At 65.9% G+C, this 24,819-nt stretch carries 21 protein-coding genes and 1 tRNA gene; 1 reads left to right on the top strand and 21 read right to left on the bottom strand.

Annotated elements, in window-relative coordinates:
• Positions 1 to 32: 32 nt before the first annotated feature.
• The 16 genes from rpoB to ACFJGT_RS13190 all read right to left on the bottom strand — a co-directional run bounded on the left by rpoB (position 33) and on the right by ACFJGT_RS13190 (position 16,201).
• Complete coding sequence (gene rpoB, locus ACFJGT_RS13115; protein WP_377838337.1) at positions 33 to 4,154, bottom strand: DNA-directed RNA polymerase subunit beta; 4,122 nt, start codon at positions 4,152 to 4,154, stop codon at positions 33 to 35.
• 282 nt (positions 4,155 to 4,436) lie between these two features.
• The gene (gene rplL, locus ACFJGT_RS13120) at positions 4,437 to 4,817 is read right to left on the bottom strand and encodes a 50S ribosomal protein L7/L12 (RefSeq protein ID WP_377838339.1); all 381 of its coding nucleotides are present in this window, start codon (positions 4,815 to 4,817) and stop codon (positions 4,437 to 4,439) included.
• A gap of 50 nt (positions 4,818 to 4,867) precedes the next feature.
• Positions 4,868 to 5,383, bottom strand: coding sequence for a 50S ribosomal protein L10 (rplJ, locus tag ACFJGT_RS13125; protein WP_113586819.1), 516 nt, complete (start codon positions 5,381 to 5,383; stop codon positions 4,868 to 4,870).
• Positions 5,384 to 5,897: 514 nt separating this feature from the next.
• Positions 5,898 to 6,596: a 50S ribosomal protein L1 gene (rplA, locus tag ACFJGT_RS13130; RefSeq protein WP_377838342.1), complete on the bottom strand. Its 699-nt coding sequence runs from the start codon at positions 6,594 to 6,596 to the stop codon at positions 5,898 to 5,900.
• 10 nt (positions 6,597 to 6,606) lie between these two features.
• A complete protein-coding gene (gene rplK, locus ACFJGT_RS13135; protein WP_377838344.1) occupies positions 6,607 to 7,038 on the bottom strand; it encodes a 50S ribosomal protein L11 in 432 nt (143 codons plus the stop codon).
• A 330-nt stretch (positions 7,039 to 7,368) separates the two neighbouring features.
• Positions 7,369 to 7,902: a transcription termination/antitermination protein NusG gene (nusG, locus tag ACFJGT_RS13140; protein ID WP_377838347.1), complete on the bottom strand. Its 534-nt coding sequence runs from the start codon at positions 7,900 to 7,902 to the stop codon at positions 7,369 to 7,371.
• A gap of 14 nt (positions 7,903 to 7,916) precedes the next feature.
• On the bottom strand, positions 7,917 to 8,111 hold the full coding sequence (gene secE / locus ACFJGT_RS13145) for a preprotein translocase subunit SecE (protein WP_061966725.1): 195 nt from the start codon (positions 8,109 to 8,111) through the stop codon (positions 7,917 to 7,919).
• 159 nt (positions 8,112 to 8,270) lie between these two features.
• Positions 8,271 to 9,002 carry a class I SAM-dependent methyltransferase gene (locus ACFJGT_RS13150; RefSeq protein ID WP_377838350.1) on the bottom strand — a complete coding sequence of 244 codons (732 nt, stop codon included), beginning with the start codon at positions 9,000 to 9,002 and terminating at the stop codon, positions 8,271 to 8,273.
• A 55-nt stretch (positions 9,003 to 9,057) separates the two neighbouring features.
• Positions 9,058 to 9,133: transfer RNA gene (locus ACFJGT_RS13155), tRNA-Trp, on the bottom strand.
• A gap of 61 nt (positions 9,134 to 9,194) precedes the next feature.
• A complete protein-coding gene (locus ACFJGT_RS13160) occupies positions 9,195 to 10,094 on the bottom strand; it encodes a dihydrodipicolinate synthase family protein (RefSeq protein ID WP_377838352.1) in 900 nt (299 codons plus the stop codon).
• 105 nt (positions 10,095 to 10,199) lie between these two features.
• Positions 10,200 to 10,484 (bottom strand): addiction module antidote protein, encoded by a 285-nt coding sequence (locus tag ACFJGT_RS13165; RefSeq protein ID WP_377838354.1) that lies wholly within the window; start codon positions 10,482 to 10,484, stop codon positions 10,200 to 10,202.
• A 1-nt stretch (position 10,485) separates the two neighbouring features.
• Positions 10,486 to 10,932 carry a type II toxin-antitoxin system RelE/ParE family toxin gene (locus ACFJGT_RS13170; protein WP_377838355.1) on the bottom strand — a complete coding sequence of 149 codons (447 nt, stop codon included), beginning with the start codon at positions 10,930 to 10,932 and terminating at the stop codon, positions 10,486 to 10,488.
• A gap of 36 nt (positions 10,933 to 10,968) precedes the next feature.
• A complete protein-coding gene (tuf, locus tag ACFJGT_RS13175; protein WP_377838329.1) occupies positions 10,969 to 12,159 on the bottom strand; it encodes an elongation factor Tu in 1,191 nt (396 codons plus the stop codon).
• Positions 12,160 to 12,452: 293 nt separating this feature from the next.
• A complete protein-coding gene (locus ACFJGT_RS13180) occupies positions 12,453 to 12,932 on the bottom strand; it encodes a hypothetical protein (RefSeq protein ID WP_377838357.1) in 480 nt (159 codons plus the stop codon).
• Between the two features lie 72 nt (positions 12,933 to 13,004).
• A complete protein-coding gene (gene pncB, locus ACFJGT_RS13185; RefSeq protein ID WP_377838359.1) occupies positions 13,005 to 14,282 on the bottom strand; it encodes a nicotinate phosphoribosyltransferase in 1,278 nt (425 codons plus the stop codon).
• A 68-nt stretch (positions 14,283 to 14,350) separates the two neighbouring features.
• Positions 14,351 to 16,201 carry a TRAP transporter large permease subunit gene (locus ACFJGT_RS13190; RefSeq protein WP_377838361.1) on the bottom strand — a complete coding sequence of 617 codons (1,851 nt, stop codon included), beginning with the start codon at positions 16,199 to 16,201 and terminating at the stop codon, positions 14,351 to 14,353.
• Between the two features lie 169 nt (positions 16,202 to 16,370).
• Between ACFJGT_RS13190 and glpD the strand changes: the two genes are divergently transcribed.
• A complete protein-coding gene (glpD, locus tag ACFJGT_RS13195; protein ID WP_377838363.1) occupies positions 16,371 to 17,906 on the top strand; it encodes a glycerol-3-phosphate dehydrogenase in 1,536 nt (511 codons plus the stop codon).
• A gap of 8 nt (positions 17,907 to 17,914) precedes the next feature.
• Here glpD and tssH read toward each other — a convergent pair whose 3' ends face one another.
• Genes tssH through ACFJGT_RS13220 form a run of 5 tightly spaced genes read right to left on the bottom strand, consistent with a single transcriptional unit; the run spans position 17,915 to position 24,786 of the window.
• A complete protein-coding gene (tssH, locus tag ACFJGT_RS13200) occupies positions 17,915 to 20,650 on the bottom strand; it encodes a type VI secretion system ATPase TssH (RefSeq protein ID WP_377838365.1) in 2,736 nt (911 codons plus the stop codon).
• An 11-nt stretch (positions 20,651 to 20,661) separates the two neighbouring features.
• On the bottom strand, positions 20,662 to 21,726 hold the full coding sequence (gene tssG / locus ACFJGT_RS13205) for a type VI secretion system baseplate subunit TssG (protein ID WP_377838367.1): 1,065 nt from the start codon (positions 21,724 to 21,726) through the stop codon (positions 20,662 to 20,664).
• Positions 21,723 to 23,684: a type VI secretion system baseplate subunit TssF gene (tssF, locus tag ACFJGT_RS13210; RefSeq protein ID WP_377838369.1), complete on the bottom strand. Its 1,962-nt coding sequence runs from the start codon at positions 23,682 to 23,684 to the stop codon at positions 21,723 to 21,725. The genes tssG and tssF overlap by 4 nt, the downstream gene beginning before the upstream one ends.
• Before the next feature lie 4 nt (positions 23,685 to 23,688).
• A complete protein-coding gene (locus ACFJGT_RS13215; protein ID WP_377838372.1) occupies positions 23,689 to 24,258 on the bottom strand; it encodes a type VI secretion system baseplate subunit TssE in 570 nt (189 codons plus the stop codon).
• Positions 24,259 to 24,300: 42 nt separating this feature from the next.
• Complete coding sequence (locus ACFJGT_RS13220) at positions 24,301 to 24,786, bottom strand: Hcp family type VI secretion system effector (protein ID WP_377838373.1); 486 nt, start codon at positions 24,784 to 24,786, stop codon at positions 24,301 to 24,303.
• Positions 24,787 to 24,819: the final 33 nt, after the last annotated feature.

Genomic DNA, 24,819 nt, shown 5'->3' on the forward strand with positions numbered 1-24,819 from the left:
CGCCGGCATTGTTCAAGGTGTCGGGTGGCGGCTTATTCAGCCGCTTCGGCCGGCGGCAATTCGCCCGGCTTCACCTTGTTGTTGATCAGCTCGACATTGAGGCCGAGCGAGCGCATTTCCTTGACGAGAACGTTGAAGCTCTCGGGGATGCCCGCCTCGAAATTGTCCTCGCCGCGCACGATCGACTCGTAGACCTTGGTGCGGCCCGCGACGTCGTCCGACTTCACCGTCAGCATTTCCTGCAGGGTGTAGGCGGCGCCGTAGGCTTCGAGCGCCCAGACCTCCATTTCGCCGAAGCGCTGGCCGCCGAACTGCGCCTTGCCGCCCAGCGGCTGCTGGGTGACGAGCGAGTACGGACCGATCGAACGGGCGTGGATCTTGTCGTCGACCAGGTGGTGCAGCTTGAGCATATAGATGTAGCCCATCGTCACCTTGCGGTCGAAAGGCTCACCCGTGCGGCCGTCATAGAGCGTCGACTGGCCCGAGGAATGCAGGCCGGCTTGCTCCAGGAGCCGCTCGATATCGGCCTCCTTGGCGCCGTTGAAGACCGGGGTCGCGACGGGGACGCCGCGGCGCAGGTTCTGGCCCATCTCGACGAGTTCGGCCTCGTCCATCGAGGCGATGATCTCGTTATCCTCGTAGACGGCGTCGAACTCCGCCTTCAGCGCCTTGAAGTCGCTCGACTTCTTGTAGGCATCGAGCGCCTTGCCGATCTGCTTGCCGAGGCCCGCAGCCGCCCAACCCAGATGGGTCTCCAGGATCTGCCCGACATTCATGCGCGAGGGCACGCCGAGCGGGTTCAGCACGATGTCGGCATGGGTGCCGTCTTCGAGGAACGGCATGTCCTCCACCGGCACGATGCGCGAAACGACGCCCTTGTTGCCGTGGCGGCCGGCCATCTTGTCGCCCGGCTGGATCTTGCGCTTCACCGCGACGAAGACCTTGACCATCTTCATCACGCCCGGAGGCAGTTCGTCGCCGCGCTGCAGCTTCTCGACCTTGTCGAGGAAGCGCTGCTCGAGGCGCTTCTTCGACTCGTCGTACTGCTTCCGCATCGCCTCGATCTCGGTCATCAGCGCGTCTTCGGCGGTGGCGAACAGCCACCACTGCGAACGCGGGAACTCGCTCATCACCTCACGGGTGATGACCGTGTCCTTCTTGAAGCCCTTCGGGCCGGCGAGGCCGGTCTTGCCGGTCAGGATCTCGGCCAGACGCGCGAAGGTGTTGCGGTCCAGGATCGCCTGCTCGTCGTCACGGTCCTTGGCGAGACGCTCGATCTCCTCGCGCTCGATCGCCTGGGCGCGCTCGTCCTTGTCGACACCATGGCGATTGAACACGCGGACCTCGACGATCGTGCCCTGCACGCCGGGCGGAACCCGCAGCGAGGTGTCGCGGACGTCGGAAGCCTTCTCGCCGAAGATGGCGCGCAGAAGCTTCTCTTCCGGCGTCATCGGGCTTTCGCCCTTCGGCGTGATCTTGCCGCAGAGGATGTCGCCGGCCGCCACTTCGGCGCCGATATAGACGATGCCGGCTTCGTCGAGGTTCTTCAGCGCCTCTTCCGAAACGTTCGGAATGTCGCGCGTGATCTCCTCCGGGCCGAGCTTGGTGTCGCGGGCCATGACCTCGAACTCCTCGATATGGATCGAGGTGAAGACGTCCTGGGCCACGATGTTCTCGGAGAGAAGGATCGAGTCCTCGAAGTTGTAGCCGTTCCACGGCATGAACGCGACGAGCACGTTGCGGCCGAGCGCGAGCTCGCCGAACTCCGTCGACGGGCCGTCGGCGACAATGTCGCCCTTCTTGATGATGTCGCCGACGCGGACCAGCGGACGCTGCGTGATGCAGGTCGACTGGTTGGAGCGCTGGAACTTCTGCAGGCGATAGATGTCGACGCCGGGCTTGGTCGGATCCATCTCGTCCGAAGCGCGGATGACGATACGGGTCGCGTCGACCTGGTCGACGATGCCGCCGCGGCGGGCCGCGATCGCGGCGCCCGAGTCACGGGCGACGACGGCTTCCATGCCGGTGCCGACGAAGGGCGCGTCGGCGCGAACCAGCGGCACCGCCTGGCGCTGCATGTTCGAGCCCATCAGCGCGCGGTTCGCGTCGTCGTTCTCGAGGAACGGGATCAGCGCCGCGGCGACCGAAACGAGCTGCTTCGGCGACACGTCCTGGAAGTCGACCTTGTCGACCGGCGTGACGATGACTTCACCGGCGCGGCGGCAGACGATCAGGTCGTCGGTCAGGCGGCCTTCAGCGTCGACGGCGGCATTCGCCTGGGCGACGTTGTACTTCGCCTCTTCCATCGCCGAGAGATAGATCACCTCGTCCGTGACCTTGCCGTCGCGGATGCGGCGGTAGGGGCTCTCGATGAAGCCGTACTTGTTCACCCGTGCGAAGGTGGCGAGCGAGTTGATCAGGCCGATATTCGGGCCTTCCGGCGTCTCGATCGGGCAGATGCGGCCGTAATGCGTCGGGTGCACGTCGCGCACCTCGAAGCCGGCGCGCTCACGGGTCAGGCCGCCCGGGCCAAGCGCCGAAAGACGGCGCTTGTGGGTGACTTCCGAGAGCGGGTTCGTCTGGTCCATGAACTGCGAGAGCTGCGACGAGCCGAAGAACTCGCGCACGGCGGCAGCCGCCGGCTTCGCGTTGATCAGGTCCTGCGGCATGACCGTGTCGATATCGACCGAGGACATGCGTTCCTTGATGGCGCGCTCCATGCGTAGCAGGCCCAGGCGATACTGGTTCTCCATGAGCTCGCCGACCGAGCGCACGCGGCGGTTGCCGAGATGGTCAATGTCGTCGATCTCGCCCTTGCCGTCGCGCAGGTCGACCAGCGCCTTGACGACCGCGAAGATGTCTTCCTTGCGCAGGATGCGCACGGTGTCCTCGGCGTCGAGGTCGAGGCGCATGTTCATCTTGACGCGGCCGACGGCCGAGAGGTCGTAGCGCTCCGAGTCGAAGAACAGCGACTGGAACATGTTCTCGGCGGTCTCGAGCGTCGGCGGCTCGCCGGGACGCATCACGCGGTAGATGTCGAACAGCGCCTCTTCACGACGCGAGTTCTTGTCGACCTTCAGCGTGTTGCGGATATAGGGGCCGACCGTGATGTGGTCGATGTCGAGCACCGGGATCTCGTCGAAGCCGTCGTCGGTCAGCTGCTTCAGCAGCTTCTCGTCGATCTCCTCGCCGGCCTCGGCATAGACCTCGCCCGTTGCCGGGTTGACCAGGTCCTCGGCGATGTACTGGGTGTACAGGTCCTCGTCCTGCGCGCGCAGGAACTTCAGGCCCTTCTCGGCCAGCTGGCGGGCGGTGCGGGCGACGAGCTTCTTGCCGGCCTCGACCACGACCTCGCCGGTATCGGCGTCGATCAGGTCCTCATTGGCCTTGAAGCCCTTCATGCGCTCCGCGTCGTAGGGAACGCGCCAGCCCTTGGCGTCCTTGGTGTAGGTGATGTGGTTGTAGAAGCGGCTGAGGATCTCCTCGCCGTCCATGCCGAGCGCGAACAGCAGCGACGTCACCGGAATCTTACGCTTCCGGTCGATACGGGCATAGACGATGTCCTTGGCGTCGAACTCGATGTCGAGCCAGGACCCGCGATAGGGGATGATGCGCGCGGCGAAGAGCAGCTTGCCCGAGGAATGGGTCTTGCCCTTGTCGTGGTCGAAGAACACGCCCGGCGAACGGTGCATCTGCGAGACGATGACGCGCTCGGTACCGTTGACGATGAAGGTGCCGTTATCGGTCATGAGCGGCATGTCGCCCATGTAGACATCCTGCTCCTTGATGTCCTTGACCGACTTCGCCTGGGTGTCCGGATCGATATCGAACACGATCAGGCGCAGCGTCACCTTGAGCGGCGCCGAGAAGGTCATGCCGCGCTGGCGGCACTCGTCGACGTCGTACTTCGGCGGCTCGAAGGTGTACTTCACGAACTCCAGCAGCGAGGCGCCGGAGAAATCGCCGATCGGGAAGACGGACTTGAAGACGGACTGAAGGCCCTCGTCGGCACGGCCGCCCTTGGGCTCGTCGACCATCAGGAACTGATCGTAGGACGCCTTCTGAACCTCGATGAGGTTCGGCATCTCCGCGACTTCCTTGAGCTTGCCGAAGAACTTGCGGACGCGCCTGCGACCCTGGAGCGAATTGACCATGTTGTTCCTCGCGTTCTTCGGGCCCGGCGGAGAACGCCATGCCCAACCTTGACACATCCGCGCAGATTCATCCGACGATGAACCGCTGTTGCAGACGGCTGACCCGGAGGTCCCACCGAGCCGGCGGCAAGGCCGCCGGGTCAGCCGTTCGAGACAAATCGCTTCGATCTGTCTCACCGATTCGTCGTACCTCGCGGAAACGACGCAACAGCCCCGGAGGCGTGAACCGCCCCGGGACTGTCGATAGTGACTACGGTCGGACCGGCATCAGCCGGCCCAAGCTCACTTGAGCTCGACCTTGGCGCCGACGGCCTCGAGCTGCTTCTTGAGCTTCTCGGCCTCGTCCTTGCCAACCGACTCCTTGACCGGCTTCGGAGCGCCTTCGACCAGGTCCTTGGCTTCCTTGAGGCCCAGGCCGGTGATGGCGCGGACTTCCTTGATCACCTCGATCTTCTTGTCGCCGGCCGAAGCCAGGACAACGGTGAACTCGGTCTGCTCTTCAGCAGCGGCGGCGGCAGCGCCACCGGCAGCCGGGCCAGCCGCAACGGCGACGGCGGCAGCGGCGGAAACGCCCCACTTCTCTTCGAGCATCTTGGCGAGGTCAGCGGCCTCGAGAACGGTGAGCGACGAGAGATCGTCGACGAGCTTGGCGAGATCGGCCATGGTTTAACTTCCTGTGTTAAGAGGTTCGAACGATAAGGGTTTGCTGGCTATCAAGCCGCATTCTTGTCGGCATAAGCCTGAACCACGCGTGCCAGCTTGCCGGCGGGCGCGTTCGTGAGCTGCGCGAGCTTCGTAGCCGGGGCCTGGATAAGGCCGATGAGCTTGGCGCGCATATCGTCGAGCGAGGGCATCGTGGCCAGGGCCTTGACACCATCGGGGTTCAGGGCGGTCGTGCCCATCGCGCCGCCCAGGATGACGAGCTTGTCGTTCTCCTTGGCGAAAGCGGTGGCGACCTTCGGCGCCGCGACCGGATCGTTTGAATAAGCGATCAGGGTGGGACCCGTCAGCAGCTTGCTGATGGACGCGACGTCGGTGCCTTCAAGAGCGATCTTGGCCAAGCGGTTCTTTGCGACCTTAACAGTGGCGCCATTCGCCTTCATCTCGCGACGAAGCTTCTGGAACTGGGCCACGGTCAAACCCGCATAGTGGGCCACGACGACGACCGACGTGTTCGCAAACACATCGTTCAGCGACGCGACGGCATCTTTTTTTGCCGCTTTATCCACTGGGCTCTCTCCGGTAGGCGACAAGCTTTGAGGGCTCGCCGCCGGTTGCAAATGCCGCTTCCCGAAACCCCGGTTGACACCGGCGTCCCGCAAAGCGGCGCTTGGTGCCCTGTCCCCGCTCCCGACCCCTGAGGGTCACGATCGGGCGAGATGGTTCGAACCGTCTTGTCCGGATCTCGCGATCCGGGACTAAGCTCTTGCACCGTCTATGCAGGCCTCTTGGCGAAATTATGCTCCCGGACGAACCGGGAAGGCACCTGCAGTCTCAGACAGGACTGGATGATTCTGGCCTTGGAAATCACTCTCCGCGGCCCCAATCACCCATTCTTCAGCGGAAAACCGCCGAAAAACGCGAAACAGACCCCTTCGTGCCAGGCACGCCGGAGCCCCTTCACTCATGGAAACAGGCGTGCGTATAGCGCCTTCGCCTGTTCCTGCCAAGTAGGCTCTTGACTTCACGAAATCAAGAGCGGGTGGCGACCGTCGATACCGGCCGCCCTGCGCCGAAGCCCGATCAGCCGCCGATGACGGTGTTCGGCTCGATCTTGACGCCCGGGCCCATGGTCGACGACAGCGCGACGCGCTGAATGTACGTGCCCTTGGCGCCGGCGGGCTTCGCCTTGGCGACGGAGTCGACGAAAGCCTTGATGTTCTCCGAGAGCTTCTCGGCCGAGAACGAGGCCTTGCCGACCGCAGCGTGGACGATACCGGCCTTCTCGACGCGGAACTCGACCGAACCGCCCTTCGAGGCCGCGACCGCGCTGGTCACGTCCATGGTGACGGTGCCGACGCGCGGGTTCGGCATCAGGCCGCGCGGGCCGAGCACCTTACCGAGACGGCCGACGAGGCCCATCATGTCCGGGGTCGCGATGCAGCGATCGAAGTTGATCTCGCCCTTCTGGACGGACTCGACCAGCTCCTCGGCGCCGACGATGTCGGCACCGGCGGCCTTGGCCTCTTCGGCCTTGGCGCCGCGGGCGAAGACGGCGACGCGCAGCGTGCGGCCTGAGCCGTTCGGCAGGTTGCAGACGCCGCGGACCATCTGGTCGGCGTGGCGGGGATCGACGCCGAGATTCATCGCGATCTCGACGGTCTCGTCGAACTTGGCGTTGGCGCGTTCCTTGATGAACGTGACAGCCTGGTCGAGCGAGTAGAGCTTGGTGCGGTCAATGCCTTCACGGCCGTTGACGACGCGCTTTCCGATATGTGCCATGATCGCCCCCTCAGCCCACGACTTCCAGGCCCATCGAGCGGGCCGAGCCACGGATCATGGCCGAAGCCGATTCGACGGTGTCGCAGTTGAGATCGGCCATCTTCTTCTCGGCGATCTCGTTGATCTGCGCAGCAGTGACCTTGCCGACATTGGCGCCCTTGCCCGGGGTCTTCGAACCCGAGGTCAGGCCAGCGGCCTTCTTCAGCCAGTACGAGACCGGCGGCTGCTTCATCTCGAAGGTGAAGGAGCGATCCGCATACGCGGTGATGATCACCGGGATGGGCATGCCCTTTTCCATCTGCTGGGTCTTCGCGTTGAAGGCCTTGCAGAATTCCATGATGTTGAGGCCGCGCTGACCCAGCGCCGGACCGATCGGCGGCGACGGATTGGCCGCGCCCGCCGGAACCTGAAGCTTCACGTAGCCCGTGATCTTCTTCGCCATGATGGCTGCTCCTGCCGTCCGCCCCGATGCCTATCCGGAACGACGACGACCCCGCCTGCCGATGCTCTTCATCGGGGCCGGGGTGGTTGCAGTGCGTGGTGCGGCGCCTGTGATCCGGCTGGCGACCGGCACGCCTCCCACGCGGTTGAGGCGCGCCCTATGACATAAGGCCGCGCCGAAGGGAAGGAAAAATCCTTCCCGGTGAGGCTTCTTCGAGAATTCGCTGGCGCGAGCCGAATGGCGTGGCGGCCGAGAACCGGAGCGGAGCGGACATTGGTCCGTGAGCACCGGAAGCGCAGGCCGCCGCGCCAGTCGAATTCGCGAAAAGCCTCAGAGCTTCTCGACCTGGCTGTATTCGAGCTCGACCGGCGTGGCGCGGCCGAAGATCGAGACCGCGACCTTGAGGCGGGCGCGGGCGTGGTCGACATCCTCGACGACGCCGTTGAACGAAGCGAAGGGCCCGTCTGCGACCTTGACCTGCTCGCCGACCTCGAAAACGATCGTCGGCTTCGGCCGCTCGACACCCTCGGCCACCTGGCCCTTGATGCGCATCGCCTCGCTCTCGGGGATCGGCATGGGCTTGGCCTTGTCGGCGCCCAGGAAGCCGGTGACCTTCGGCGTGTTCTTGATGAGGTGGTAGACCTCGTCGGTCATCTCGCACTTCACCAGCACATAGCCCGGGAAGAACTTGCGCTCGGCCTCGACCTTGCGGCCACGGCGAACCTCGACGACCTTCTCGGTCGGCACCAGCACCTCGTCGAACTTGTCGGCAAGGTTGCGCTGCGCAGCCTGGTCGCGGATCGACTGGGCGACCTTGTTCTCGAAGTTCGAATAGGCGTGGACGATATACCAGCGGGTGCTCACGTGCGTAATTCCGTTCAACGGGCGCCGAGGACGAGGCCGAGCACCCAGCGGATGACGGTGTCGGTGAAGAGGAAGAACAGGCTGGACAGGACCACCATGGCGAGCACGAGGCCCGTGGTGATCAGCGTCTCGCGGCGCGACGGCCAGGTGACCTTGGTCGCCTCGGAGCGCACGTCCTGCAGGAACTGGAAGGGATTGGATTTCGCCATGAACCACCTCGGGTTCCGAGCCGGCCCGCGATCCCGCGCGATGCCGATTCGGCCGTCCTGAAACATTCGCGGCGCGGAACCCGGGGAGGGTTGCGCGCCGTCATCGCAAGCCTCTTACATCGCTTGCGGCCTTTAGCCAAGACCCTTTCGGGCCCGGGCTCAGCCCCGGCTCGCGGCGATCAGCAGGAAGAAGGGCCGCTCGCGCTCCCTCGCCCATCCCGGCTCGTTCGCGACCTGCTCCGGGCTCGGCGCCCATTCGACCAGCCTGTCCAGCCGGAAGCCGGCGCCCAGCAGCAGGTCGAGATAGCTGCCGATGGTGCGGTGGCGCTTGACCACGCCCTCCGCCAGCCAGTTGCTGACCCGCCTGCCCTCGTCATGATAGCCGTTGACCGGCCAGGTCGGGCGGCCATCGGCATCGACGAGCCATTCCTGCCGCGCCGGCGCTGTCATGATCGGATGCTCGACCGAACAGACGAGGCCGCCGCCCGGCTTCAGCGCCGCATGAACCCGCCCGAACAGCCCGGCAAGGTCCTCGACATAGTGGAAGGCGAGCGAGCTATAGGCGAGATCGAAGGCACCGGCCGGCAGCGCATAGGTTTCGAGATCGGCGCGCTCGTAAGCGGCGCGGGAATCGGGCGTCTCGCGCCGCGCCCGCTCCAGCATCTTTTCGGAGACATCGACGCCGAGCACGCCCGCAGCCCCCTCGCCCGCCGCGAAACGACAGAACCAGCCGAAGCCGCAGCCGAGATCGAGAACGCGCTTGCCGGCGAGCTCCGGCAGCATCCCGCGCAGCACAGGCCATTCCGGCGCACCGTCCAGGCCGTGGACGGAACGCGGCAGCTGGCTGTAGCCCGCGAAGAAGGTCTCGTCGTCGTAGATGTTCTGGGTCATGGATGCCTCGCCAACCTGCTTGGGCATCCGGGCTTGACGTCGCCAGTGGGACGACTGGCAGGGGCAGCAGGGCTCGAACCCGCGACCTGCGGTTTTGGAGACCGCCGCTCTACCAACTGAGCTATACCCCTGCAGGTGGGCGTCATGTGCCCCAAGGCGCGGAGCATTTCAAGTCGAAATCGCTGATCATCCTCATTTGCTGTAGGGGCCGAGCTCCCGCGCATAGCGCTCGACCAGCTTCAGCCCGAATTCGGTGGGCCTCAACGCCGGGCCGCGATCATGGATCGGGATACCGGCTCGCGCCCCGAAGATGCGTTTGCCGTAGCAGAGCAGCGTCTCGATCGACTGCATGATGAAGGTGATCGCCGGCAGAACCTCGCGATAGGCCGCATCCGCCCCCGCCTCATCGCCCGCCTTGTAGCGGTTATAGGCGCGCAGCGCGTAGTCGATCGTATCGGGCGCCAGGATCATGCCGGCACAGCCGGCGCGGAAATTGTCGATGAGCTCGAGCCCGCCGCGCCCGTTGAGAATCGGCAGATGGCCCTCCGTCACCGCGATCAGGCGCTCGATCTCGACGACCGTGCCCTCGCCCTTGATCAGGCTGATATTCGGATAGCGCCGCGTCAGCTCGCGGATATCCTCGGCCGAGAGGCCGCGGCCCATATAGGCCGGCGCGTTCTGGATCGCGACCGGCAGCGCGGTCGTCTCGGCGATGCGCCCGAAGAAATTGATGTATTCGGCCGCACCGAAGCTGCCGACCATCGGAGGCTGGAGAATCACCCAGTCGGCGCCGTTCTGCTCCGCGACCTTCACCAGCGCGGCCTGCTCCGCCACCGAGGAGCCGAAGATCGTGAAGGCGAGCGGCTTCCTGCCCGCCACATCCTCCGCCATCCACTCCATCACGCTGCAGCGTTCGGTGAAGCTCAGCTTCGAGACTTCGGTGGCAAGCCCGAGCGCCGCCATGCCCTGCACGTCGAGATCGAGGCTGATCTGGACCTGCTTGCGCATCGCCGCCCGGTCGAGCCGCTCATGTGCGTCGAACAGCGCGAAGACGATGGAATGGATACCCGGAAACGGCGGCTTGAACGGCATGGACTGGCTCCTCCGCAGCGGGAGCGGCTGGTCCGCTCTCTCGCAGCGATTGAGAGCACGGAATCGGCGGGCTCGATAGAAGCTTCAGAGCCACCGCCCCATTCGTCAGGCGGCGACCAGAGTGAGCTTCAGGCCCAGTGCCTTCGTCGCCTTCGTGAGTGTGTCCAGCGTCGGATTTCCCCCCGGCTTGAACGCCTTGTAGATCGCTTCCCGACTCAAGCCGGTCTCCCGGGCGAATTCGGAAACACCGCGAGCGCGGGCCACGACACCCAGAGCATGGGCGATATAGGTCGGATCGCCCGCCTCCATCGCATCCTTCAGGAGTTCGATCTGGGCTTCATCGCTGGTCAGGTATTCAGCCGCATCGAAGGGGGTGGTTTCGAGGGGCATGTCAGATCTCCTTGGCCATCGCGATGGCCCGTTCGATATCTCGCGGTTGCGAGGATTTGTCGCCACCACAAAGGAGGATGACGACCACATTGCCACGCCTGGAGAAATAGATCCGGTATCCGGGACCATAATCGAAGCGCAGCTCTCCGATGCCGTCGAAATACTTCACATCGCCCATCAGGCCTGCGCCGATCCGCACCAGGCGCTTGGCGATGATTTCCTGCGCCTTGCGATCCTTCAATCCAGACAGCCACGCATGAAAGGCTGCAGTCTGTCGGACTTCAAGCATGTGCACCAAGATACACACAACGCGGCGAATTGACAACTGAAATACACATGCCGGGGGAGCAGCCAAAAGAAAAAGGGCGGTGTCGCCACCGCCCTTTCCCGTATCACTTTGCGTGCAGTCGATCAGGCGATGATCGAGGCGACGACCCCGGCGCCGCAAAGTCTGCGGTTTCCGCGGACGTCGTTGTCGCTTCGATCAAGCAATGATCGAAGCGACAACACCTGCTCCAACCGTGCGGCCGCCTTCGCGGATGGCGAAGCGCAGCTTCTCTTCCATCGCGATCGGGGCGATCAGCGTCACCTCCATCGAGATGTTGTCGCCCGGCATCACCATCTCCGTGCCTTCCGGCAGGGTCACCACGCCGGTCACGTCCGTCGTGCGGAAGTAGAACTGCGGGCGGTAGTTGGTGAAGAACGGCGTGTGACGGCCACCCTCTTCCTTCGTCAGGATATAGGCCTCGGCCTTGAACTTCGTGTGCGGCTTCACCGAACCCGGCTTGCACAGGATCTGCCCGCGCTCGACGTCCTCACGCTTCGTGCCGCGCAGCAGCGCGCCGATGTTGTCGCCCGCCTGGCCCTGGTCCAGAAGCTTGCGGAACATCTCGACGCCGGTCACCGTCGTCTTCACGGTGTCCTTCAGGCCGACGATCTCGATTTCCTCGCCGACCTTGACGATGCCGCGCTCGACGCGGCCGGTCACCACCGTGCCGCGGCCCGAGATCGAGAACACGTCCTCGACCGGCATCAGGAACGGCTGGTCGATCGGGCGCTCCGGCTGCGGGATGTAGTCGTCGACCGTCTTCATCAGCGCGATCACCGCGTCATGGCCGATTTCCGGCGTGACGTTGTCGAGGGCGGCCTTGGCCGAGCCCTTCGTGATCGGGATGTCGTCGCCCGGGAAGTCGTACTTCGACAGGAGCTCACGGATCTCCATCTCGACCAGCTCGAGCAGCTCGGCGTCGTCGACCAGGTCGACCTTGTTCATGAACACCACCAGCGCGGGAACGCCGACCTGGCGCGCCAGCAGGATGTGCTCGCGGGTCTGCGGCATCGGGCCGTCGGCCGCCGACACAACCAGGATCGCGCCGTCCATCTGCGCCGCACCCGTGATCATGTTCTTCACGTAGTCGGCGTGGCCGGGGCAGTCGACATGGGCGTAGTGGCGAGCCGGGGTCTCGTACTCGACATGCGCGGTCGAGATCGTGATGCCACGAGCCTTCTCTTCCGGAGCCTTGTCGATCTGGTCATACGCCGTGAACGACGCGCCGCCAGACTCAGCCAGCACCTTCGTGATCGCAGCCGTCAACGACGTCTTGCCATGGTCAACGTGACCAATCGTTCCAATGTTGCAGTGCGGCTTGGTCCGCGCAAATTTCTCTTTGGCCATGACACCCTTGTCCTCGAAGGCGGCCCTTCGGGCCCAGAAACGCGGTCGCATTAGGGGTTTTTGCGCGGGGATGCAAGCCGACGCATTTATCGAGCTGCCGTGACATCAGAGGGGCGGATCCTCGCTAATTCTTCGCCATCCAGCGTCCCCGGACCCGTTGCAGAAGAAACGTCGTCACCGGATAGCCGTCACTCGGCATTCGAGCGATGCGACGCAAAGCTGCTAGCGCCTCCGGATCGGCTCCATCACCGAAGGCGACGATATCGCGTGCCGGCACGGCGACGACCAGGCCGTCAGGGAGATTTCGGGATCGCGGACCAGACTTCAGGAAGCAACAACAACGCCGCATTGTAGTCTGCCTCGAAAGACAGGGTCCTGACGGGACCATGTTCCTCGACCTGCAAGCGCGCGACCCTGCGCTTCAGGTTTTCCCGTCCAATATTCATCATATCCTGGTCGCTGAGCCCGAAACGCTTTCCTTCACCGCTTGTGACATAGCGAGACATGTCCTTGCGATCTTCGACGACGACGACCGAGATATCGACCCCTAGATCAGCATGGACGAGTCCTGGTGCAGGTTGCGGTTGCGCACGGGCCTTTTCCGCGACGGCCGCGACGAAGCTGCGGTTCTTGACGGTGAGCAGCAGCGAATTCTTGAACGCGGCGGCATCGCGGTGAGGTGCGCCACATCCAGCGCAATCCGCCTTTTCAGCGCTCGATGGAGCCGGCCACACCACAAGCATGGCAAATACCGCAAGCAGCAAGCGCATCATGTCGAGTCCCCCAACCCGCAAGCATGGTCGCGCACAGAGAACATAATGGCAACATATTTTTCTGACGCTAGGTCAGGGAGCCTCGAACACCCGCCGATAGCGCTTCACCATCTCCGGATCGCCCGAGACCTTCTCGGGATTGTCGGAGAGCTTCACGGCGGGTCGGCCGTTGGCCTTGGTGACCTTGCAGACCAGCGAGATCGGGTCGAGCGCGCGCGAGCCGTCGGGCGAGCAGCCGACGAGATCGTTGGTCAGGTCCGTGCCCCAGCCGAAGGCCATGCGGACCTTGCCGTCGAAATGGTGGTAGACGCGCTCGATCGCATCGACATCGAGCCCGTCGGAGAAGACGAGCATCTTGTCGCGCGGATCGCGCCCGTGCTCGCGCCACCAGGCCATGATCGTCTCGCCGGCCGGGATCGGCGGCGCGCTGTCGGGGCGGAAGCCGGTCCAGTCGGCGACCCAGTCCGGCGCATGGCGCAGGAAGCTCTGCGAGCCGAAGGCATCGGGCAGCGCGATCAGCAGGTTGCCGCCATAGACCTGGCGCCACTCGTCGAGCACCCGATAGGGCGCGCGCAGCAATTCCTCGTCCGAATCGGCCAGCGCCGCCAGCACCATCGGCAGTTCATGCGCATTGGTGCCGATCGCCTCGAGATCGGCATCCATCGCGAGCAGCACGTTGGAAGTGCCGGTGAAGGCCGAGCCCAGCCCCTCCTTCAGCGCCTCGACGCACCAGCGTTGCCAGAGATGGCCATGGCGGCGGCGCGTGCCGAAATCGGAGAGCTTGAGGTTCGGCAGCTTCTGCAGCCGCTCGACCTTGTCCCACATCTTGGCCTTGCCGCGGGCATAGAGCACGTCGAGCGAGAAGCGCTTCTGGCCGAGCATGACGCGCCTTGCACGCAGCTCGTTGACGATCGCCAGCGCCGGCACCTCCCACATCGTGCTGTGGGTCCAGGGTCCCTCGAAATGCAGCTCGTACTGGCCGTCGACCTTGCGCAGGTCGTAGTCGGGCAACTGGAAATCGGCGAGCCAGGCCATGAAGTCCGGCGAGAACATCTGGGTCTTGCCGTAGAAACTGTTGCCGGAGAGCCAGATCAGCTCGTTCTTGGTGAAGCGCAGCGAGCGGGCATGGTCGAGCTGCGCCCGGAGCTCGCCCTCGTCGACGATGTCCGCCAGCCGGATATGCTTCGAGCGGTTGATCAGCGAGAAGGTGACCTGCACGTCCGGATGGAAGGCCCGGATCATCTGCAGCATCAGGAGCTTGTAGAAATCGGTGTCGAGCAGGCTGCGGATGATCGGGTCGAGCCGCCAGCCGTGGTTGTAGGTCCGCGTCGCGATGTCGGTGAAGATCATATCGAAGTCCGGGCCGGCTCACGGCATAGGCGGTGGAACGGCGCGGGCGCCGGGCGAAGGAAGGCGCATCAGAACAGCGCCTTGAGCCCCGGCGCAAGCGCGGGCCACGCAGCCATGCCCAGCGACAGCACCATGAGGGCGACCAGCAATACGCCGAGCAGCGGCAGGACGGCCCGGAAAACTGCCCCCGCCGGCACCCGCATGATGCCGCTGACGACATAGACGAGGATGCCGAGCGGCGGCGTCAGCCCATGGATCATCAGGTTGACCACCAGCACGACGCCAAACTGGATCGGATCGAGCCCCGCCGCCACGGCGACCGGCAGCAGCAGCGGCGCCAGCAGCAGGATCGCCGCGCCGATATCGAGGAAGAGCCCGGCGACCAGCAGCACGAGATTGGCGAGCAGCATCACGGCATAGGGTCCGGCGCCGAACGCGGTGACGAGCCCGGCCATCTGCTCGGAGACCCGGTCGACCGCGAGCAGGAAGGCGAAGGGCGCCGAGGCGCCGATCAGAAGGCCGATCGCCGCGGCCTCGGACGCTGATTTGCGCAAGGCGGCAAGCACGCCGCGCCCGTTCAGGCTGCGCAGCGCAAGGCAGGCGATAACGGCATAGGCGACGGCGAGCGCAGAGGCTTCCGTCACCGTCACCATGCCAAAGCGGATGCCGACGACCACGACGATGCCGAGCCCGATCGCGGGGATGGCACCGATGAGCGCCCTGCCCCGCTCGGCCATGCTCGCCTTCAGTGCTGCATCGACGACGCCGCGCGCGCTGAGATGGATGCCGATGGCCAGGGCCAGCGTCAGCACGCCGCCTGCGACGAAGCCGCCGACCAGCAGAGAGCCGACCGAAAGATTGGTCGCACTCGCCAGGATCAGGAACGCGATCGACGGCGGGATGATGTTGTCGAGCATCGAGACCCCGGCGACGATTGCCGCCGCGTTAGCCGGCGGATAGCCGCGCGCCACCAAAGTCGGCGCCATCACCTTGGCCCCGAAGGCGGCGTTGGCTACTGACGAGCCGGAGGCGCCGGAGAACAGCACGCTCGCGACCAGCGCCGTCTGCGCCAGCCCCGCCCGCCAATGGCCGACCAGCGTCGCCGCGAAGCGGATCAGCCGTTCGGCGAGCCCACCCGTTGTCAACAATTCGCCTGCGAGCAGGAAGAAGGGAATCGCGAGAAGCAGGAATTTCCCGACCCCGCCGACCAGGGTCTGCACAATCGCCGGCTCCGGCATCAGCCCGCCGAACGGCCCCGTCAGCGAAACTCCGGCCAAGAGGGCGAAGGGCAACGGCGCGCCGAGCAGCAGCCCCGCCCCCGCGACGAGCGCGGCAACCAGGCTCGGCGTCGGAAACAGATCGAAGGCGAGCTGCGCCAGCGCGTAGAGGCATGCGCCGAGAACGAGTGCCGCGACGGCGCCCGCCCAGCCCCGCTCCTGCCCGGCCCGCAGGAACAGCGCCAGAATGGTCAGCCCGCCGCCGCAGGCGAAGACGGCGAAGCGCAAGGCTTCCGGCAGGCCGAGCACGGTGGAATGCCCACCGACATGCCCGGCGACGCTTGCCCCGCCGGCCGCCAGCACCATGGCCCCCTGGAAAGCGATCGCATCCGCGAACACGGCCGCGATCCGGCGCGGCAGCACCGGCAACAGGCGCACCAGCACATCCAGCCGCATCGCCAGCGTCCCGGTGACGGCGAGCGGCGCGCCGACCGCGATCAGCGCCAGATTCAGCCAGATCGCAAGTTCGTCGGACCAGACGAAGCCGCCGCCGAACAGATAGCGCTGGAGAACCGCCGCCATGACCACGAGGAACAGCGCGGCGAGGATCGCAGCGCCGGAATATTCCAGCACCGTGCGAAGGGCAGCCTCCGCCCGCTCCGGGAAATGGCTCCCGCGCTCTCGATCGTCCGACTGGCTCATCCGCCGCCATCCCCGTCCGGTTGTCTGCCGGTCTCGGGCACGCCCCGTCAAGCCGCCGGAATTGACATCATCCTCGAATTGGCCGCAGGAGCAGGCTTGTGGCGCGGTCTCGGCCGGGATTGGATGGCGCCATCGCTCAAGCCTTTTCCAGCCTTTCCAGAAGACGCGCATGGCTTCCGAAACGACATCGCCCTTAGCCGGCTTCGGCACCGACTCCGTCAATCCCTACGACCTCGCCGTGATCGGCGGCGGCATCAATGGGTGCGGCATCGCCCGCGACGCGGCCGGGCGCGGCGCCTCGGTCGTGCTGTTCGAGAAGGACGATCTCGCCAGCGCCACCTCCTCGCGCTCGACCAAGCTGATCCATGGCGGTCTGCGCTATCTCGAGCATTACAAGTTCAGGCTGGTGCGCGAGGCGCTGATGGAGCGCGAGCGGCTCTGGGCCATCGCGCCGCATATCATCCGCCCGCTGCGCTTCGTGCTGCCGCATCACAAGGGCCTGCGCCCGGCCTGGCTGCTGCGGCTTGGCCTGTTCCTCTACGACCATATCGGCGGCCGCAAATTGCTGCCGGCGACGCGCACGCTCGACCTCGCCCATGACGCCGCCGGCAGGCCGCTCAAGGACGACAAGGCCAAGGCCTTCGAATATTCCGATTGCTGGGTCGAGGATGCCCGCCTCGTCGTGCTGAACGCGATGGACGCCGCCGTGCGCGGCGCCGCGATCCATACCCGCACCTGCGTCACGGCGGCGCGGCGGGAGAACGGGCTCTGGCAGCTCGACACCGACGGTCCGGAAGGCCGGCAGGCGATCTGGGCGCGCACGCTCGTCAACGCCGCCGGCCCCTGGGTCGGCGAGGTCCTGAACGGCGTCATCCACACCAATGCCAAAGCCGGCGTCCGCATGGTCCAGGGCAGCCATATCGTCGTGCCCCGGCTCTACGAGCACGACCGCTGCTACATCTTCCAGAACGCGGACGGCCGCATCATCTTCGCCATCCCCTACGAGCAGGATTTCACGCTGATCGGCACCACCGACCGCGACTATCACGGCGACCCCGCCGAAGTCGTCGCGACGCCGGACGAGATCGCCTATCTCTGCGCCGCCGCGAGCGAATATTTCCGCCAGCCCGTCACGCCGGAATCGGTGGTCTGGACCTATTCAGGCGTGCGCCCGCTCTATGACGACGGCGCATCCAAGGCGCAGGAAGCGACGCGCGATTACGTCCTGACGCTCGACGCGCCCGAAGGCGAAGCGCCACTGCTTTCCGTCTTCGGCGGCAAGATCACGACCTATCGTCGCCTCGCCGAGGCGGCGATCGCCAAGCTTGCTCCGCTCGCGCCCTGGGCCGCCCGCGCCGAATGGACGGTTGCCGGCGCCCTGCCCGGCGGAGATTTCCCGGTCGGAGGCTTCGACACGCTGGTCGGTGAGATCGCAGCCGCCTGTCCCTGGCTCGAACGCCGCAGCGCGATCCGGCTCGTCCGCGCCTATGGCACCCGCGCCCGCGACATCCTCGACGGCGCGAAGAGCCTCGCCGATCTTGGCCGGCATTTCGGCGCGGATCTCTACGAGCGCGAGGTGCGCTACCTCATGAAGGCCGAATGGGCGCGCCGGGCGCAGGATGTGCTCTGGCGCCGCGGCAAGCTGGGTCTGCGGCTGTCGAAAGCCGAGAGCGAGGTGCTCGACGACTTCATGCAGCAGACCTGAGCGTCAGCTCACGCCACCTGATAGGCGAAGTTCCCCTCTTCGACCGAGACCTTCGCCTCGGTCAGCGGCTTCTTCTCCAGCTGCAGGTTGAGGATCGCGCGCGAGAGCGCCGGCAGCATCGAGTTGGTGATGATGTTGTCGATCATGCGCCCGCCCGAATCCGGGTCGTTGCACTGGCCGACGATGTGCTCGACCACCGCGTCGTCATAGACGAAGGCCGCCTTGTGGTTCTCGGCAAGCCGCTTGCCGATGCGCCCGAGCTGGAGCCTGACGATCCCGGCCAGCATATCCGAGGACAGCGGGTAATAGGGGATGGTCACGAGCCGCCCGATCAGCGCAGGCGGAAAGACCTTGAGCAGCGCCGGCCTCAGGCTCACCGCCATCACCTCCGGATCGGGCTTGGCCGCGCCGTTGGCGGACAGGCTCATGATCTCGTCGGTGCCGACATTCGAGGTCAGGATGATCAGGGTGTTCTTGAAGTCGATCCGGCGGCCGGTGCCGTCCTCCATCTGGCCCTTGTCGAAGACCTGGAAGAACAGCTCGTGCACGTCGGGATGCGCCTTCTCGACCTCGTCGAGCAGCACCACTGAATAGGGCTTGCGCCGCACCGCTTCCGTCAGCCGGCCGCCCTCGCCATAGCCGACATAGCCGGGAGGCGCCCCCTTCAGCGTCGAGACGGTATGCGCCTCCTGGAATTCGCTCATGTTGATGGTGATGACGTTCTGCTCGCCGCCATAGAGCGATTCCGCCAGCGCCAGCGCCGTCTCGGTCTTGCCGACGCCGGAGGGGCCGCAGAGCATGAACACGCCGATCGGCTTGTTGGGGTTGTCGAGCCGGGCGCGGTTGGTCTCGATGCGCTTGGCGATCATGCCGATGCCGTGGCCCTGCCCGACGACGCGCTTGTTCAGCGTCTCCGCGAGATTGAGCACGGTCTCGATCTCGTCCTTGACCATCCGGCCGACCGGGATGCCGGTCCAGTCCGAGACGACCGAGGCGACCGACTGCTCGTCGACATGGGCGTAGATCATCCGGTTGGCCGGATCGATCTCGCCCAGCGCCGCGAATTTGGCGTTGAGCACGGCACGCGCGTCCTCGGGATCGGCCGCGAGTTCGGCGGCCGGGGCCTCCGCTTCGGCAGGCGCAGGCGCGACGTTCTCGTTCGCCTCCCGCTTGCCGTTTTCCTGCTTCGCCTCCCCGCCGGGCGCCTTTTCACCGAGCTTCGCGCGCAGCGTCTTGATCTCCTCGACGATGGCGAGTTCCCCCGCCCAGGCGCCTTCGAGCGCCGCGAGCTTCTCCTGCCGCTCGGTGATCTCGGCCTCGATCTCGCCGAGCCGCTTGGTGGCGTCGGTGCCGAGATCAGCATCCGCCGTCAGCGCCGCCTTCTCCTGCTCCAGCGAGGCGATGGCGACGCGCGCATCCTCGATCGCGGCCGGGGTCGCGCTCTGGCTGATGGCGACACGGGCGCAGGCCGTGTCGAGCAGGCTCACCGCCTTGTCAGGGAGCTGCCGCGCCGGGATGTAGCGATGCGATAGCGAGACCGCCGCGACGATGGCGGCATCCGAGATGCGAACCTTGTGGTGCTTCTCCATTGGGCCGATCAGCCCACGCAGCATGGTGCAGCAGCGCGCCACATCCGGCTCGTCGACCTGCACCGGCTGGAAGCGCCGGGTCAGTGCGGGGTCCTTCTCAAAATACTGGCGGTATTCCGACCATGTCGTCGCGGCGATCGTGCGCAGGGTGCCGCGTGCCAGCGCCGGCTTCAGCAGGTTGGCGGCATCGCCCGTGCCGGCCTGCCCGCCTGCACCGATCAGCGTATGCGCCTCGTCGATGAACAGGATCACCGGGGTCGGCGAGGACTGCACCTCGTCGATCACCGAGCGCAGGCGCTGCTCGAACTCGCCCTTCATTGAGGCGCCGGCCTGCATCAGGCCGATATCGAGCGCGCAGACGCGCACGCCACGGAGCGGCGGCGGCACGTCGCCGGACGCGACGCGCTGGGCGAAGCCCTCGGCGATCGCGGTCTTGCCGACGCCGGCCTCGCCGGTGAGGATCGGATTGTTCTGGCGCCGCCGCATCAGCACGTCGATGACCTGCCGGATCTCGTCGTCGCGGCCGAGGATCGGGTCCATCGTGCCCGAGCGGGCCTTGACCGTGAGGTCCTGCGAGAACCGGTCGAGCGCGGTCGTACCCTTCGCCCCCTCGGCCTGCTCGGCGCCGGGCGTTCCCGCCGCGCGCAGGCCCGAGCCATCCATCGGCCGCAGGTTCTCCTCTTCCGAGCTTTCCCAGATCTTGCCGTAGCCTGCGGCCAGTTCCTCGACCGGAATCTTGGAGAATTCCTTGGAAAGGCCCGTCAGCACGCGGCGCAGTTCGGTCGATTTCAGCGCGGCGACCAGCAAGTGGCCGGTTCTGATCTGCGTCTCCCCGAAGAACAGCGTCGCATAGTGCCAGCCACGGTCGAGGATATCGACGATGTGGTTGGCGATGCCCGGCATCTCCGTCTCGTTGCGGCGGAAGCCCTCGACCACGCCGCCGAGCTCCATCAGCATCTTGGCGCGGTCGAGCTTGTAATGGTCTGCGGTCAGGGTGAGGTCGTTCGACGTCCCCTGGAGGATCTGCAGCAGCCAATGCGCCAGCTCGACATTGCGGTTCCCCGCCCCCTTCGCCTGCCGGAGCGCCTGCAGGAAGGTGTCGTAGCCGACCCGGTTGAGCTTGCCTGTGACGGCTTCGAGGCTGATATCGGCCATGGTCGTCCCCTTCAGTGTCCGGTGGCGGCAGTGCGGCTTCGTTTCAGGCGCAGGCTTTCGGCAGGGTGGAAGCGGGCGTCGCGGCGCAGCGCGCCCTCCTCGACGTCCCAGTTCGGCGCCATCCAGCTCGTCCAGCCGAGATGGCCGGACTGGCCGAGCCGGACCGGCTTGACCTCGCCGACCGGCAGGGCGAGCTCGACATCCCATTCGAACTGCTCGCCGAGATGGAAGAACACCGCATCCGCCAGCGGCTCGCAGCGGTCGCCATCCGGCAGGAAGCGCTCGAACTGTTCGAGGTCGCGCGCGACGATCTTCACGCGGAACTTGTCCTCGACGCTGTAGACGCTGCCGCCCAGCAGCGCGTCGCCGCCGAGCGTGCAATGCGCCTGCCCAAGCAGCGTGCGGTCTCCCGGATCGAAGACCAGCCACATGCCGGTGAACTGCTCGATCTCGATATCGGCCTTGAACAGCCCGGCGAGGAAGCGCCGCAGGCGCGAGGCCGATTTCGCCTGCGCCCCGATCAGGCCGGCATGAGCGAGCTTCTCGGCATCGGGCACCGTGTCCAGCTTGAGATAGGGCTTCGAGCCCACTCCGATCATGCTGCCGATATAGGCGGCGAAGCGGTCGAGATCGGGCCGGTCATGCTGCGCGATCGGCCGTGAATCCGCCCAGGCCCGGTAGAACAATTGCAGGAAGCGGTGGTTGAAGATGTCGAGGAAGCGCGGGAAGGCATCATCGCGCGCCAGCGTCCAGTGATAGCTTTCCTCGGTCGTCGCCAGCGGCAGCGGCCCCTGCGGCCCGAGCAGGCCGAGGAACTTGACGAAGAGCCGCATCCGCCCCTGCCCGTCGCGATCGGCGGCCGCGATGCTCGACGCCGGAAAATCGAGATAGGGCTGCTCGCCCAGCGCGACATATTCGTCGCGCCGGGAGGCGACGTCGCCGACGCGAGCGCGGTCCAGGAAGCTGCGCTCCACCCGACGCATCGCCGCGTAGAAGTCGAAGCGCCAGGGCTCGGCTTCGAGCTGCGCCTCATAGCTCGGCGTCTTCTCCAGGGGGGTGACGGCGTCCTCGCTCACAGGATGCGCCTCGCGCCGGCGCGCGGCGGGAAGCGCATCACCTCGCCGCGCTCGACGGTGCGGATCACCGTCTGGGTGAAATGGTTCATCGCCGCGTATTCGGCGAAGAAGCGATCGAGCACCGCGCCCAGCAGGAATACGCCCGAGCCCTCGAAGGCCTTCTCGTCGAGCAGCACGGTGATCTCGAGCCCGCGCGCCGCTCCGGTCCCGGCGCGCTGCGGAAAGCGGCGAACAACGGCGCGGCTGTCGACGCTCTTGATGCCGCGGATGCGCCGCTCGGTGGCGCTGTCGGCGAGATCGGCGAAGAGCGAGAGCAGTTCGCGCAGCGCCTCGCCGTTCTCGCCGGCCCCGCGCTGGACGAGGCCGAGATGGTTGAGGCTGATCAGGTTGACCAGGCGCCAGGTCACGACGCCGGTGCTTGCGGTCTCCGAACGCAGCTTGAGCTGGGAGACGACCGGCTCGCGCGGCGGCGTCGGCCCGGCGAGGCAGGCGATGTCGAGCGAGACATTGTCGATCAGCCGGAAATCGGCGCCGCCCTGCCCCGTCGGCAGATGCTCGGTCAGGTGCCGGTTGGAGCAGAGCGCCCGCACGCTGAGTTCGGCCACGGAGGCCGCATCGGAAATGCCGGCCGGCTCGACCAGCGAGATGAACATCTCGGTGCCGGTATAGTCGGAGGCCTTGCCCTGCCGGCGCTCGACGGAGGAGCGCCGCCGCGGCAGGCGGCGCTGCGTATAATGCAGCCCCTGCGTCGGCGAGGCCCCTTCCGGCGAGGAATAGAGCGGATGGACCGGCTGCTTCTCCCGTCCGCCGACATAATGCGCGTGGACAGAGAGGATGCTGTGCGGCTCGTAGTCGAGCGCACGGCTTCGGTCCGGCACGACATGGAACTCGTGCTGGTTCGTCTTGACCGGAATGCGGTCCGTCGTCTTCTCGAACAGGTTGATCGCCGGCGCAGCGTAGAGCGCGAACATCTCCTTGCGCACCGCGCCGGGCAAACGCGTGTTGACCTCGTCGAAGACGAAGATGATGTCGATCGCCTTGGCCTTGAGCTTCGGCATGATGCCGCCGAGCCCCTCCAGCCGGAAGCCGAGGAACTTGCGCGGGAACCAAAACAGCTCGCGCAGCAGGTCGAAACCCCGGAACACACGGGTATCGGCCGGCAGCAGCGCCTCGTCCTCGTCGAAGCCGATCTGCTCGACCCGGCAGCCATCGCCCGGCGTCACCACGGGATCGCCAAACGCGTCGAGATGGCGGAAATGGATGCCGATGCAGTTCGCGAAGAGCTGTTCGTAGAGCGCGACCGCGTCACCCTCGCTGCCGAGCAGATGGAACGGCAATTCGCGGGTCCGGCAGCCGGCGAACCAGCTCGCCGGATTCTTCAGCGCCTGCGCCGCGGAGGGCTCCTGCTCCCGGTCGGCCATCATCCGATGGGTCAGCGAGAGGCGCAGGCCCGACAACGCTCGCGGGCCGGTGCGCAGGCCCAGCGCCTGCAGCGGGCCCGGTGCCGGGATGTATTCGGCGGCCGTGATCTCGAAAGGCCAGAGCGTGACGTCGCCGCCGAGCCGGTAGCGGCAGGCGACCCGGCGCTCGCGCTCCAGATAGGTCGCGTCGATATAGGAGCCGCGCGGAATCCGCATGCCCTCGCGCAGGGCCGGGTCCGAATAGGTCGGCACCACGCCGGCCAGAAGCGCCGAAGGCGTCGGCGCCAGATAGTTCGGCAGGAGCTGCTCGATCAGGTTGTTGGTGAATTCGGGAAACTCATGCTTGAGCTTGAGCTGGACGCGCGCGGCGAGGAAGGCCGCTCCCTCCAGCAGGCCGCCGACCATCGGGTCCATGCGCTCGCCGGCAAGCCCGCCGAGCCGCTCGGCAATGCCCGGATACTCCTCCGCGAACTCCTTGCTGTGCTCCAGGAAAAGCCGGAGTTCCTGGTTGTAGAGGTCGAGAAACTCCTGGTTCATCGCCTCACCGCCCCTTGATCGCGATCTTGCCGGTGTCGAGTTCGAGATCGGCGACGAATTGGACGGGAATATTGAGCGGTTCGCAATTGAGATCGGCGCGAACGAGGAAGCGGATCTTGAGCTCGGCCGGATCGAGGCTCTCGTCGCGCTCGACGGCGACCGACTTGCGGATCAGGCGCGGCTCGTAACCGACCAGCACGTCGGCGAGGTCCTCGCGGATGGCATCGACGCGGTGCTCGTCGATCGAGAGCCGCGTCATGTCGGGAAAGCCGTGGTTGAGCACCGAGCGGCGCACATGCTCCAGCCCGGAAAGATCGAGGCAGGAGCCCAGATTGATGGTGTTGACGAGCGCATCGAGGTCGAGCGCGATCTCGCGGCGCAGCTTCTGCTCGGTGATGGCTGCACGGGGCGCGGCGCGACGCGGCGCGATCACGCGTTCACCGCCCTCGTCCCTCAGGTCGAGCGCGGTCTTCGCATCCTTCTCCAGATGCGCCTCCCGGAATGCGAACATCAAGGGCGGCCTGAGCCGCTTCTTCGAGACGGAATCGACCATGATCTGCCACGCTGCCGGCAAGGTATCGGCTCCGGCCCCGGGCCGGAGCCGATACGCTTCGTCTTACTTGGCTTCCTTGGTCTTGATGTCATACGACATGGTCAGCGCCGCATCGAGCGAGCCATCGGCCTTCTGCGGCTTGTACTCGTATTTGATCTTGGCGTAGTTCAGCGAGAACTGGTCGGTCGGGATGCTCGACCCGCCGGCGGCGTCGCCGGACTGGTAGCCCGACACCAGCAGGTCCTCCAGCGTCAGCGTGTAATAGTCCTGCTGCTTGTCGCCCTGCTTGCGGACATAGAGCACGGCCTTCTTGATGTGCTTGCCGGTGGCGCAGAACAGCGCGAGGTTGGTCGAGGCTTTGCCGACCGAGGACGTGAAGTGGATGTCCTGGAAGCTCGCCTTGCCGGCGCCGCCGCCGGCATTCGACGCATGCGAGCCCGCATTGCTGACGCCCCAGGAAAAGGAATCGACCTCGATCGTGTCCTTATGCTTGGAGTCCTTGCTTTCGCCCTTGATGCCGTCGATCTCGAGCAGGAAGTCGCTAGCCATTGTTACCTCCAGGGTAGGGATTGCTATGGGCGC

It is taken from the genome of Allobosea sp. UC22_33 (assembly GCF_042700715.1).
Lineage (GTDB): Bacteria > Pseudomonadota > Alphaproteobacteria > Rhizobiales > Beijerinckiaceae > Allobosea.